Here is a 12668-nt window from a genome sequence, read left to right on the forward strand (position 1 = left end):
TATATCGGTATCGCCGACTCTCCAAGGACTATGAATGCCTCACCCTATCCAGCGAAACATTTATTCATATCGCCATGATCAATTTGATGCTCAACAGATTGGAAAAATAACTTTTAAAACACGCTATTAGTGGTGTCGGTATCTTCTATGCAGATGCCTAGCATCTTGGGGGCAAGGCGATGAATACAGACTTCAAATGACGGCACTTCGAAGGAGAAATCATTCTCTGGGCCGTCCGCTGGTATTGCCGTTACGGGATCAGCTAGCGCGAACGCCAGGACATGCTGGCTGAACGCGGTGTCCATGTTGATCACACAACCCTTCTATCGCTGGGTCTAGCGTTACGCATCTGAGATCGAGAAACGGTTGCGCTGGTCTTTGCGGTTGGCATTCGTGGCGCGTGTAATATCAGGGAGATGCGGTCAACGCATAGGGCTTCAGAATATTAGCGACTTCACCTGATTGCTTCATTTCTTCCAACGTCTTAAAGAAGCGAGTGAGCGTCTCCGAATCGACGCTTTTCTTAGAGAAGAGATTGGAGAGCTGCAGAACATCGGTCGTCAGGATGGGCTCGACTTCGATACCGAGTTTCTTGGCTTCAAACTCTAACGTTGAAATCACTCCAAAAATTGCACCCTTCTCGCCATAACGCCCTGCTGCCAACTTCTTCAGTGTTGTAACGATGTCTGTTTCTTCGTCAATCGTCAATTTTTCGATAGCGGAGGTATGGTTCTGAACCATCTTCAAGGAAGTTGATCCTCGCACTACACCAATTTCGTAACCGCTAAGATTGGAGAGGTTGGTCATCTTAGTGGCCCCTTTCAATCTTAAGTACCCAAATTGCACAGTGATCAATGCAGGACTTAACACTGAAAAAGCCTCCCTATCCTTATTTGGCGCAAGGGCAAGGAATCCATCAATATGTCCAAGCTCTAGTTCCCGCATGCCGCGAACCACAGGCGCCATGTTAAACCTGCACTTGATATTTTGCTTTTGGCATGCAGCGACCATAATATCGTACATGCCTCCCCTCACGACGTTGTTCTCCTCCCAAGTGATAGGAGGCAACTCCTGCCACATGAAGAACAAGTCCTTGGCGGATACGGAAACACTAAAAAATGTCAGAATAATGAGTAAAACACGCACTCTGGGCTCCTCCTTCGGTTCCATTAATAAAGGGTATGCCGCTTTCAGATGCACGTCGACTTTGCACATTGACGCAGTTTTGGCGCGCTGTTTTGAAGCGAAATAACCAGACCGACTGACGCCCAATAACCGGCATGCCTGCATGATGGACGCCTTCTGTTGCCACTGATCAACCAAGGCGTAAGTCATTTTAGTTCGTGGGCAAAGAAGGCCGATGCTTTTTTTTAACAGGGCATTATCCGATTTGAGCTGAGAAACCTCCGCCTCTAGCTGGCGAATGCGTTGCTGTTCAGCAGTCAGTAGTTGGCCAATGCCGGCGCCATTTGGGAATCGCAGCATAAATTAGTCCAAGTTTTCTGCCGCCCCCACGTTTTGAATGCGGCAAAATCCTGCGCTTTGTCCAGCCATGGTGAGCCAATGTAACACCCCCGACAAAACAGAGATTATGCGTTTCGGAGTCGTCAGCCCTCGCGCCGCACCTCCGGTCGAAGCCGGCATTTTACCGCGGCCAGTCGGCGACCTGTCGTGGGTTCGTGGAAGCGGTGCTGTGGGTTCTCCGAGTCGGTGGGCAATGGCGCTCACCCCCGGGAGATCGGGGCAACTGAAACAGTGTTTTCAAGCGATCGAGCTTGCCAGGCTGTGACCTCCGCCATGACCTCATCGGTAACCGAACTGATGAACGCCGGCGAGACTTCCGTGCCATATTGCTCGCGCAGGAAGCCTTGAATGTCACGTACGGTTATACCTCGGGCATACATGGCGACAATCTTATCGTCGAAGCCAGTAAAACGGCGTTCATGCTTGGGAATCAGCCGCGGTTCAAAACTGCTGTCGCGATCGCGAGGGATTTCGATTCGGATTGGACCATCCTCAGTCAGGATATGCCCAGAACAAGAAATTACTGACAGGCGCCTTCGCTTGGCTATATCGGTATCGCCGACTTTCCAAGGACTATGAATGCCTCACCCAATCCAGCGAAACATTCATTCAAATCGCCATGATCAATTTGATGCTCAACAGACTGGGATAGCAACTTTTAAAACACGCTCTAAGGGCGCTGACGATGAAGTGGAAATACGCAGGGAACTGGCAGAAACTAAGTTGGCCTTGGAAAAATCAGAGCAGCAACGCCAAGAGCTTTCAACCGCGATGGCCGCTTTGCAATTGCCATCCCAGGCCAGGCTGTCGTGGTGACCAACAAGATCAGCCATGCGAGACGAAAAGCAGAACGAGCAGCTCGTCGCAAAGGCAAGCGGGTAAGTGTTTATCGGCTTGTTCTGGCGGGGATAGCGGCACCTAGTGCACGCTGGCATGACACTCAAAGCGTCTTACTATAAGGAATCATTCGGAACGCAATAGACACCAAGGTCCACAAGATACCTAGGGCAATTTCTTGTCGGGGCATTTGTCGGGGCATTTTGGCGTTATGTGTCAAAAAAACAAAAAAGGCTTACAGCAAAAATACCGTAAGCCTTTGATGTTTTTGGTCGGAGCGAGAGGATTCGAACCTCCGACCCCTTGCACCCCATGCAAGTGCGCTACCAGGCTGCGCCACGCTCCGACTCGAAGGAGGCCGGATTATACCCGACTTTCCCCACCTGACAAGTGATTGTTAACTCGCCAGAAAGTCTCTTAACGCCTCCAACTCTTGCCGTATAACAACAAAGCTCGGCAACCCACGACCATCCGCCATCAATTCAGCAGGGGCCGTGTGTCCATGCTCCACAGCATCGAGCGCATGATGCTCAAGGCGATTACGCGCTCCACTAATCGTGAAGCCTTCGTCATACAACAGAGTACGGATACGCCGCACCAACAGCACCTCGTGGTGCTGGTAGTAACGGCGGTTGCCACGCCGTTTCACTGGCCGCAACTGGGTAAATTCCTGCTCCCAGTAACGCAATACGTGAGGCTTGACGCCACACAGTTCACTTACCTCACCAATAGTGAAGTAGCGCTTGGCTGGGATGGGTGGCAGCTCAGGCCTCGGCAACGAGCTTTCCATCTGCATAATTGTCTTCCACCATGCCCTTCAGTTTTTGGCTGGCGTGGAAAGTCACCACGCGACGAGCTGAAATCGGGATCTCTTCACCGGTTTTAGGGTTGCGGCCAGGACGTTGCGGTTTGTCACGCAACTGGAAGTTGCCGAAACCAGAAAGCTTGACGCTCTCTCCGGCTTCCAAAGATTGGCGGATTTCCTCGAAGAAGGCTTCCACCATGTCCTTCGCTTCGCGTTTATTGAGACCGACCTTGTCGAATAACAAGTCGGCCAGTTCAGCTTTGGTCAGTGTCATAAGTCGGTATTCTTGGTGCAGATTTTTGTCGCGGAATATGCCTAGTTACGCAGCTGGGCATCGTGGCGTTGTTGCAGCGCAGCGACAAGCTGGGAGACTGCCAGATCAATCTCGGCGTCCGAAAGCGTTTTCTGAGTATCTTGTAATATCACCTTGAATGCAAGGCTCTTTTTCCCTTCAGGCACCCCTTTACCACGGTAAACATCGAAACCTTCAATTGTCGTAATGAAAGGAGATTTAGCGGTCTCCATCGCATTCAACACATCTTGATATTGCACGGCATCATCGACAACAAAAGCAAGATCACGCCGAACAGGCTGGAACTTGGAAACAGGCTTGGCGGCAATCAAATCACGCTCACACAGCACCGCCACATCCATCTCAAACAAGACTGGTGCGGCAGGCAAGTCGTAATCCTGCACCCACTTCGGATGCAACTCACCAAGCACCCCGATTACCTGATCACCCAAAACAACCTGCGCACAACGTCCAGGGTGGAATGCCGGATGCTCTGCTTTCTCGAAACGGGCTTGGCGTGGTGCAAGCAGTGCTTCCACATCCGCTTTCACATCGTAGAAATCGACTTTGGCCGCACCATTGCCCCACTGCTCATGCAGGCGAGCACCATAGGCCAAACCGGCAAGCTTCTCCGGCTGCTGGTCAGCCTCTACACCGTGGAATACACGCGCCAACTCGAAAAGGCGCACGCGCTCCTGCTTCCGATTCAGATTTGCAACCAGCGCGCTAACCAAACCACCAATCAGGGTAGAACGCATAACGCTCATCTGGCTGGCAATCGGGTTCAGCAACTTGACCGGTGCATTGTTGGCGGCAAAGTCTGCTTCCCATTTGGCTTCAACGAAGGCGTAACTGACTATCTCCTGATAGTCCCGCGCTACCAACGCCTGCTTCACCATCATGGCAGGGCGCAACTTGCCATCCTGCTTAAGCATCGACTGCGCCGACAACGGTGATCTGGTTGGCACGTTATCGTAGCCATAAAGGCGCGCCACTTCTTCAATCAGATCCTCTTCGATATTAATATCAAAGCGGTAACTTGGCGGCACCACACGTAGCAAGTCGCCATTACGCGTTACCTGCAGACCCAGCTTCTCCAACATCGCGACAATCTCGTCTGCACCCAACTGAATACCCAGCAGACGCGCCACCCGTGCTACGCGTAAATCAACTGGCGCACGGTCCGGCAATGAGGCCAATGTTTCAGTAACTGGGCCAGCCTTACCGCCACAAATGGCCAATACCAGTTCAGTAGCTCGTTCCAAGGCTTGGCGGCAGTTACCGAAGTCTACGCCGCGCTCATAACGGTAACTGGAGTCAGAACTAAAGCCCAGGCGACGTGGTTTGCCACTGATCACGCTTGGCGCAAAGAAAGCAGACTCAAGGAAGACATCACTTGTTTGGCCTACCTGAACCGAAGTCGGCATGCCACCCATGATGCCAGCCAACGCAACAGGACCGCTGGCGTCCGCAATCACCAGCATGTCAGCCTCCAGCGGCAGTTGCTTACCGTTGAGTAGCTCCAACTGCTCCCCAGACTTGGCCATGCGCACTTCAATGCTGCCTTGCAGTTTGGCATCATCAAATGCGTGCATAGGCTGGCCCAGTTCCATCAGGACATAATTGGTGATATCCACCAAGGCTGATATCGAACGGACACCGCTACGCTCCAGACGACGCTTCATCCAAGCTGGTGTTGCCGCAGCGGCATTGACGCCATGAATTGCACGGCCTACATACCGCGGGCAAGCGCTCCCGGCATCCAGCTTCACAATACGCCGGGCTTCAATCTGCGTTGCCGCGGGGACAATAGAGATTGGTTTAAGAGGGCTCCCTGTCAATGCGGCCACTTCACGGGCAATACCGGTCACGCTTAAGCAGTCCGCACGATTCGGCGTCAACTTTAGGGTGAGGATACGATCATCCAGCTGATAGTAATCGCGGAAACTGGTGCCAACTGGTGCATCGTGCGGTAGCAGCAGCAGACCGTCGCTATCTTCGTTAACGCCGAGCTCACGGGCCGAACAAAGCATGCCAAAGCTTTCAACACCACGCAGCTTTGCTTCTTTGATCTTGAAGTCACCCGGTAAATTGGCGCCCACCAGCGCACAAGGCACCTTCACACCGGGCGCCACATTGGGTGCACCGCAGACGATTTGCAATGGCTCCCCACCCAGGCCTGCATCAACCTTGCAGACATTCAGCTTTTCGGCGTTTTCGTGCTTACGCACTTCCAATACCTGTGCCACGACAACCTGATCGAAAGCAGGCGCAGCAGGGTCGTTCTCTTCCACTTCCAAACCAGCCATAGTCAACAACTCGGCCAGCTGAGCATTATCCAAGGCTGGGTTCACCAGCTCGCGTAGCCAGGATTCTGAAAACTTCATGGCTTGATTCCTTGTATTTTCAAGTGCCCAAGGCACCCGACTGTTGCTTCAAGCATTAAGCAGGGCAACTTACCCAGCTCTCGGTTCAACACGGTTGCTTTAATGGAATTGACTCAGAAACGCCTGATCATTCTCAAAAAACAGCCGCAGATCGTTCACGCCGTAATACAGCATGGCGAAACGGTCCAGACCGAAACCAAATGCGAAACCGGTATAGATTTCAGGATCGATGCCTACATTGCGCAGTACATTCGGGTGCACCATGCCACAACCGCCAATCTCCAACCAACCGCGCTCACCTAGCACATCCACTTCCGCCGATGGCTCGGTAAACGGGAAGAATGAGGGGCGGAAACGCACTTGCAGATCGTCACGCTCAAAGAAGTTACGCAACCAATCGGTAACCGTTGCCTTCAAGTCAGCAAAGCTCACCCCTTCCTCAACCCATAATCCCTCCATCTGGTGGAACATCGGCGAATGGGTTGCATCGGAATCAACACGATAGACACGACCTGGCGCAACAATCTTGATAGGCGGCTTATGGCTTTGCATATACCGCACCTGGATAGGGCTGGTATGCGTGCGCAGGACCAATGTTTCATCGGTCTGACCGGCGACATAGAAGGTGTCCTGCATAGCGCGGGCAGGATGATCCTTGGGAATATTCAGCGCCTCGAAGTTGTGCCAGTCCCCTTCGATTTCCGGCCCATCCGCCACCTCAAACCCAATAGACTGGAACAATGCGACGATGCGCTCTTTAACCAGCGTAACGGGATGCAAACCTCCAGAACCATTCCCTCGCCCGGGCAACGTAACATCCAGTGCCTCTGCAGCCAGCTGCTGATTTAGCTTTTCGGTTGCCAGCGCATCACGCCTGCCATTTAGTGCAACCTCAAATGCCTGTTTGGCCTGATTGATGATCGCCCCCTGGCTGCGCTTCTCTTCTGGAGGCAGTGCACCCAACTGCTTGAGCAGCTCAGTCAATGCACCGGACTTACCCAGGTAGCGCGCTTTAACGTTTTCAAGCTCGACCGGGTCCGCCGTAGCAGCAAGAGCCAACAGGCCCTCGTCGAGAAGGATTTGAACATTGCTCATCGTGCATCGCTCCTAATAACGCTGGCAATACGGTCTTATCTAACCGGGCTTAGTTTTACCGTGTATTCAATACTGAAGGAGTTGGTCCTGCTTAAGGCCTCATGCACCAACGTACATAACCGGCACAAATCCTCACTACAGATACATCTGAGACTTAACAAAGAACCCAACCAAAACCGCATTGCCAGCACCCCGTTTACACAGGCACAGACTGGACAAAAAAAGGGAGGCTTACGCCTCCCTTTTTCAACTTCCTAAAGCTCAGGCTGCGAGGCTAGCCTTAGCTTGCGCAACAATTTGCGCAAACGCAGCTTTATCAAACACAGCCAGATCGGCCAGCACCTTACGATCGACATTGATCGAAGCACGCTTGAGACCGTTCATGAACTTGCTGTAGCTCAGACCCAACTCACGCGCAGCGGCGTTGATACGAGCGATCCACAGTTGACGGAACTGACGCTTCCGCTGACGACGGTCACGGTAGGCGTATTGACCGGCCTTCATCACCGCCTGTTTGGCGATGCGATAGACGTTTTTACGACGACCGCGATAGCCCTTAGCAAGAGCGAGAACTTTCTTATGACGAGCGCGGGCTGTTACACCACGTTTGACGCGAGGCATGGACTATTCCTTTCCGAGAAGATTAAGCGTACGGCAACATCGCGCGAACGGAGGCCATATTGGTCGGGTGGACCATGGTCGTACCGCGCAGCTGACGCTTGTTCTTGGTGGTCTTCTTGGTCAGGATATGGCGCTTGAACGCCTTGGAGCGCTTAACGCCACCATTACCCAACACCTTGAGGCGTTTCTTAGCACTCGATTTGGTTTTCATCTTCGGCATGACGTACTCCGTTTAGCCTAGTTATATCCGGCGGAGGGTGGTGGATAACTCCACACTTAATGCCCAACACCACGTTTTTTAAGACAAGTGTGACACCATTTGCACAGTGCCGAGGCTTGTCATCACCTCATATAACTTGATGCTCAGGCCTTTCGCTTCGGAGCCAGCATCATCACCATCTGACGGCCTTCCAGCTTAGGAAACTGCTCAACCACAGCCAATTCGCCGAGGTCAGTCTCCACCCGCTTGAGCTGGGCCATACCGATTTCCTGGTGGGCCATCTCGCGGCCACGAAAGCGTAAGGTCAGTTTGACTTTATCGCCTTCTTCCAAGAATCGGGTCACATTGCGCAATTTAACCTGGAAATCATTCTCGTCGGTACCCGGACGAAACTTCACTTCCTTGATTTGCACCTGCTTGATCTTCAGCTTTTGTTCGTGCCGCTTCTTGCTCTCACGGTACTTGAACTTACCGTAATCCATAAGGCGACATACAGGCGGTACAGCATTCGGTGCAATCTCTACCAGATCGACTTCACGCTCTTCAGCCATACGCATGGCTTCGGCCAAGCTGACAATCCCTAATTGCTCGCCGTCGTCACCAGACAGACGGACTTCGCGGGCGGTGATTTCACCATTGATCCGCGGCTCTTTATCCTGAGCGATAGCTATTACTCCCAAGTAAAAAACGAAAACCGCGCGTCCCGGTAACAACAGCCCTGCTGATTACAGGGCTATCGGGCTTAGACCTTGATGGACTCTGCGTTCCAACGCTGCATCAGCGTTTCCAACGACATCTGTCCTAGATCTTCGCCACCGCGGGATCGCACGGCAACCAAGTTTGCATCCTTCTCCTTATCGCCGATAACGAGTTGATAAGGAACCTTCCGCAAGCTATGTTCGCGTATTTTAAAACCTATTTTGTCACTTCTCAAGTCCGACTCGACCCTAAAGCCTGCCTGCTTGAGTCGAACCACCACATTCGACGCATAGTCTGCCTGATGTTCACTGATACTCATCACCACCGCCTGAGTAGGCGCAAGCCAGAATGGGAAAGCACCGGCATGGTTTTCGATAAGAATACCCAGGAAACGTTCGAGTGACCCTAAAACTGCTCGGTGCAACATTGCTGGCCGCTTACGCGCACTCTCTTCCGAGCTGACGTATTCTGCGCCAAGGCGCTCCGGCAACACAAAATCGAGCTGAAGCGTACCACATTGCCACGAACGGCCGAGCGCATCCTTGATATGGTACTCAACCTTGGGACCATAGAATGCGCCCTCGCCTGGCAACTCTTCCCACTCAATACCGCAGGCACGCAAGGCCTCTCGCAAACCGTTTTCAGCCCTATCCCACGTTTCGTCCGAACCCGCACGCTTCTCAGGGCGCAAGCTCAGCTTGACCGCCACTTTCTCAAAACCAAAGTCCTCATATACCGACATGGCCAGTTCATTGAAGGCTTTCGATTCCGAAACAATTTGATCCTCTGTGCAGAAGATATGCGCATCGTCCTGCACGAACCCACGAACCCTCATAATGCCGTGCAGCGCACCCGAAGGCTCATTGCGGTGGCACGCACCAAACTCCGCAAGCCGCATAGGCAGGTCACGATAGGAACGCAGGCTACTGTTGAATACCTGTACATGGCCAGGACAATTCATCGGCTTGACAGCGTAGTCACGCTTTTCCGACTCTGTCGTGAACATATTCTCGCGGTAATTCTCCCAATGCCCGGACTTCTCCCACAGAACCCGGTCCATCACCATCGGCGTACGGATCTCCTGATACCCTGCATGCGCCAAACGCTTACGCATGTATTGCTCAACCGACTGCCACAGACTCCAGCCCTTAGGGTGCCAAAACACCATACCTGGCGCTTCATCCTGCAAATGGAACAGATCGAGTTGCTTACCCAACTTCCGATGATCGCGCTTCTCGGCCTCTTCCAACATATGCAGGTATTGGTCGAGATCCTCCTTCTTCGCCCAAGCCGTACCGTAGATACGCTGCAGCATTTCGTTACGGCTATCACCACGCCAATAGGCACCCGCCAACTTCATCAGCTTGAATACTTTCAGCTTACCCGTAGACGGCACATGGGGACCGCGGCACAGGTCCGTAAACTCCCCCTCACGATAAAGCGACAGCGCTTGGTCAGCCGGAATGCTTTCGATAATCTCAGCCTTGTACTGCTCACCAATGCTCTTGAAGTAAGCAACCGCCTCATCACGGCTCAATTCATAACGCTCGACCGGTATATCGCGCTTAGCCAGTTCCGCCATCTTCTTCTCGATCGCAATCAAGTCTTCCGGCGTAAATGGGCGCTTATAGCTGAAGTCGTAATAAAAGCCGTTTTCGATCACAGGACCAATCGTCACCTGCGCATCCGGAAACAGTTCTTTGACCGCATAGGCCAACAGGTGCGCCGTAGAGTGACGAATCACCTCCAGACCATCCGCATCCTTGTCAGTCACGATAGCCAGCTGTACATCACGATCAATCAGATAGGAGGTATCGACCAACTTGCCATCCACCTTGCCAGCCAAAGCGGCACGAGCAAGACCAGCACCTATGCTGGCAGCTACGTCAGCGACGCGCAGGGGTTGATCGAAACTACGTTGAGATCCGTCGGGAAGCGTGATGATGGGCATTTCAGTTCCACCTTTGCGATTGGTAATGCATTACGGCCAGGGCCGCGTATCAGGCAAATATCTGCCTATTGTGTCCTTAGAACATCTTGAACAGGTCCTTAGAACCCATTCACATCCTGCTGTGCGGCTGTGACCAGGTTCTTGCTGTGCCGACAGCACAGCCAGTTAACCAAAGTCATCCAACAACTTGCCACGCACGCGATGGCAATGGACGAAAAAAAAGTGCGACCTAAGTCGCACTTTTTTTGAATAAACGAACTTCCGAAAGCCGACTCAGCCCAGATTGAGAGTGCCGGTAGTGGTAGTTCGGAAGGACATCTTCGTTTACTCCTATGTTGGTAGGCGCGATTGGACTCGAACCAACGACCCCCACCATGTCAAGGTGGTGCTCTAACCAGCTGAGCTACGCGCCTGAAGAGCTGCGCATTCTATGGACTTAAGCCAAAATTGACAAGCCCAAAATACAAAATATTTCACATACCTCGCTTGCGCCAAAAATAGCGAAGTACAAAACCAGGGTACGCAGCAACAACAAACAATGCAAATGTTGTCACGTAAAACTGCCACCGCTGGGTATGTACAGGCCCCATGCGGCATTCCAGCCAAAGCCCCAGACCACCCAGCAATACGTAGAGAACGATCAGCTCCAACAACCGCCAACCGAAGGCTTTGACTTTACCGTCCTTGGGCGGCCAAATAAACATGGCACGCTCAACCATAAACGGCAAATTGGCGGCCAAAGCCGCCAATCCGATGAATGCATATAACGCAGGGCTCACGGCATGCCCAGGCTGTGGCGAATTGACTCAACACAAAGCTGCAACAAGCTGTTAGGCATCAGGCCCAATACAAGCACAGCCAAACAGTTGACGGACAACAACACCTGCATATCCGGCTTCACAACAATTGGGCTGTTATCCACCGGGTCATCCATAAACATCAACTTCACCACACGCAGGTAGTAGAAAGCACCGATCAGTGAGAAGAGAACCGCCACCACTGCAAGCCATACCAAGCCCAAATCCACAATCGCCTGGATCACTGCCAGCTTGGCAAAGAAGCCCACAAAGACCGGAATACCCGCCATGGAGAACATCACCAACAGGAACATCCAGGCGAACCACGGACTACGTTGCGCCAACCCTTTAAGATCAGCAAGGCGCTCTGCCTCAAAGCCAGCACGCGACAACAACAACACCACACCAAAACCGGCGACAGCCATGATGGCGTAGACGATGGCATAGAACATCCCTGCCGCGTAACCCTGCGTCGTACCCGCCAGAATACCCAGCAACATGAAGCCCATATGCGAAATAGTCGAATAAGCCAGCATGCGCTTCAGATTGGTCTGTGCAATAGCAACCAGATTACCAACCCCGATAGACAGTACAGACAATACGACCAGCATACCCTGCCAGTCAGCAATCAACCCCGGCAAGGCTTGAACCAGGAGGCGCATCACAAAAGCAAAGGCAGCAAGCTTCGGTGCAGAACCGATCAACAAGGTCACTGCGGTAGGAGAACCCTGGTATACGTCCGGCACCCACATGTGAAACGGCACGTTACCCAGCTTGAAACCAATACCAGTAACGATGAAGACCAGTCCAAACACCAGCAAGGTACGGCTGGCCGTACCATTGGCAACCTTGGCAGCAATAGCATGAATATCAAGGCTACCCGTCGCGCCATAGATCATCGACATACCATACAGCAACATGCCCGAAGCCAGCGCGCCCAGCACAAAATACTTCATGGCTGCTTCTGTAGCTGGCTTAGAATCACGCGGCAGCGCAACCAAGGCGTACAGAGACAGCGATAACAGCTCCAAACCCACATAGAGTGTCAACAGGTTGGTTGCCGACGCCATCACCATCATGCCCAACAAGGCAAACAAGGACAGTGTAAACAGCTCTCCACGGTACATCTGCCTGTCTGCAGCGTAGGCTCGGCTATAGGCCAGCATCAGTCCGACAGCGGCGTACATGCCCAGCTTGAGCACATCCGACATCGCATCGGCGACGAACATGCCGGAAAAAGCCGTGCGAGAAGTCCAGGAGAATCCCTGCAACGTCAGCACTGCGCTACCCAAAAGCGCAAGCATCGACAATGCGTAAGTGAAATCGCGCTGATCATCCTTGATGAACAGATCGATCAGAAGCACGGCTGAGACCGCACACAACAGCCAGATTTCCGGCAGGGCGGTGACCAGATTCAAACTAGCGAGCGTCATTCTTGTT

General features: G+C 52.7%; 11 protein-coding genes, 2 tRNA genes and 4 pseudogenes. 3 read left to right on the forward strand and 14 right to left on the reverse strand.

Translation table 11 applies throughout. The features are described 5' to 3' along the window. Window positions 1-110, forward strand: a pseudogene (locus ACUHMQ_RS10900) (IS5/IS1182 family transposase); the annotation flags it as partial. 108 nt (window positions 111-218) lie between these two features. Next, window positions 219-336 (forward strand): annotated as a pseudogene (locus ACUHMQ_RS10905) (IS6 family transposase); the annotation flags it as partial. A gap of 72 nt (window positions 337-408) precedes the next feature. Here ACUHMQ_RS10905 and ACUHMQ_RS10910 read toward each other — a convergent pair. Next, window positions 409-1485 (reverse strand): substrate-binding periplasmic protein, encoded by a 1077-nt coding sequence (locus ACUHMQ_RS10910; RefSeq protein WP_445295495.1) that lies wholly within the window; start codon window positions 1483-1485, stop codon window positions 409-411. 275 nt (window positions 1486-1760) lie between these two features. Then, window positions 1761-2027 (reverse strand): annotated as a pseudogene (locus ACUHMQ_RS10915) (transposase); the annotation flags it as partial. Between the two features lie 32 nt (window positions 2028-2059). On the opposite strand from ACUHMQ_RS10915, the pseudogene ACUHMQ_RS10920 reads away from it, so the two are divergent. Beyond that, window positions 2060-2176, forward strand: a pseudogene (locus tag ACUHMQ_RS10920) (IS5/IS1182 family transposase); the annotation flags it as partial. A gap of 454 nt (window positions 2177-2630) precedes the next feature. On the opposite strand, the gene ACUHMQ_RS10925 reads toward ACUHMQ_RS10920, so the two are convergent. The 12 genes from ACUHMQ_RS10925 to nuoN form a co-directional block, all read right to left on the reverse strand. Further along, window positions 2631-2707, reverse strand: a tRNA-Pro gene (locus ACUHMQ_RS10925). A 51-nt stretch (window positions 2708-2758) separates the two neighbouring features. Continuing rightward, window positions 2759-3157: a MerR family transcriptional regulator gene (locus tag ACUHMQ_RS10930; protein WP_445295496.1), complete on the reverse strand. Its 399-nt coding sequence runs from the start codon at window positions 3155-3157 to the stop codon at window positions 2759-2761. Continuing rightward, window positions 3126-3440 (reverse strand): integration host factor subunit alpha, encoded by a 315-nt coding sequence (locus ACUHMQ_RS10935; protein WP_099407456.1) that lies wholly within the window; start codon window positions 3438-3440, stop codon window positions 3126-3128. Before ACUHMQ_RS10935 ends, ACUHMQ_RS10930 begins: the two co-directional genes overlap by 32 nt. A 41-nt stretch (window positions 3441-3481) precedes the next feature. Further along, entirely contained in the window at window positions 3482-5845 is a 2364-nt protein-coding gene (gene pheT / locus ACUHMQ_RS10940; protein WP_445295497.1) for a phenylalanine--tRNA ligase subunit beta, read from the reverse strand. Between the two features lie 99 nt (window positions 5846-5944). Continuing rightward, window positions 5945-6940, reverse strand: a complete 996-nt coding sequence (gene pheS, locus ACUHMQ_RS10945) for a phenylalanine--tRNA ligase subunit alpha (RefSeq protein WP_445295498.1) — start codon at window positions 6938-6940, stop codon at window positions 5945-5947. Window positions 6941-7201: 261 nt separating this feature from the next. Further along, complete coding sequence (gene rplT, locus ACUHMQ_RS10950; protein WP_072429376.1) at window positions 7202-7561, reverse strand: 50S ribosomal protein L20; 360 nt, start codon at window positions 7559-7561, stop codon at window positions 7202-7204. 22 nt (window positions 7562-7583) lie between these two features. Beyond that, a complete protein-coding gene (gene rpmI / locus ACUHMQ_RS10955; protein WP_072429375.1) occupies window positions 7584-7781 on the reverse strand; it encodes a 50S ribosomal protein L35 in 198 nt (65 codons plus the stop codon). 143 nt (window positions 7782-7924) lie between these two features. After that, on the reverse strand, window positions 7925-8461 hold the full coding sequence (gene infC, locus ACUHMQ_RS10960; protein ID WP_445295499.1) for a translation initiation factor IF-3: 537 nt from the start codon (window positions 8459-8461) through the stop codon (window positions 7925-7927). Between the two features lie 62 nt (window positions 8462-8523). Further along, entirely contained in the window at window positions 8524-10431 is a 1908-nt protein-coding gene (gene thrS, locus ACUHMQ_RS10965; protein WP_445295500.1) for a threonine--tRNA ligase, read from the reverse strand. Between the two features lie 336 nt (window positions 10432-10767). Next, window positions 10768-10844 (reverse strand) — tRNA-Val (locus tag ACUHMQ_RS10970). A gap of 60 nt (window positions 10845-10904) precedes the next feature. Beyond that, on the reverse strand, window positions 10905-11210 hold the full coding sequence (locus tag ACUHMQ_RS10975; protein ID WP_445295501.1) for a DUF2818 family protein: 306 nt from the start codon (window positions 11208-11210) through the stop codon (window positions 10905-10907). Continuing rightward, on the reverse strand, window positions 11207-12661 hold the full coding sequence (gene nuoN / locus ACUHMQ_RS10980; protein WP_445295502.1) for an NADH-quinone oxidoreductase subunit NuoN: 1455 nt from the start codon (window positions 12659-12661) through the stop codon (window positions 11207-11209). The genes ACUHMQ_RS10975 and nuoN overlap by 4 nt, the downstream gene beginning before the upstream one ends. Window positions 12662-12668: the final 7 nt, after the last annotated feature.

Source organism: Chitinimonas violaceus (genome assembly GCF_052601015.1).

Coding starts and splice junctions, on each gene's coding strand:
- pheS (WP_445295498.1), bottom strand. CDS start 6,940: ATGAGCAATGTTCAAATCCTTCTCGACGAGGGCCTGTTGGCTCTTGCT.
- ACUHMQ_RS10935 (WP_099407456.1), bottom strand. CDS start 3,440: ATGACACTGACCAAAGCTGAACTGGCCGACTTGTTATTCGACAAGGTC.
- rplT (WP_072429376.1), bottom strand. CDS start 7,561: ATGCCTCGCGTCAAACGTGGTGTAACAGCCCGCGCTCGTCATAAGAAA.
- ACUHMQ_RS10930 (WP_445295496.1), bottom strand. CDS start 3,157: ATGCAGATGGAAAGCTCGTTGCCGAGGCCTGAGCTGCCACCCATCCCA.
- pheT (WP_445295497.1), bottom strand. CDS start 5,845: ATGAAGTTTTCAGAATCCTGGCTACGCGAGCTGGTGAACCCAGCCTTG.
- thrS (WP_445295500.1), bottom strand. CDS start 10,431: ATGCCCATCATCACGCTTCCCGACGGATCTCAACGTAGTTTCGATCAA.
- nuoN (WP_445295502.1), bottom strand. CDS start 12,661: ATGACGCTCGCTAGTTTGAATCTGGTCACCGCCCTGCCGGAAATCTGG.
- ACUHMQ_RS10910 (WP_445295495.1), bottom strand. CDS start 1,485: ATGCTGCGATTCCCAAATGGCGCCGGCATTGGCCAACTACTGACTGCT.
- rpmI (WP_072429375.1), bottom strand. CDS start 7,781: ATGCCGAAGATGAAAACCAAATCGAGTGCTAAGAAACGCCTCAAGGTG.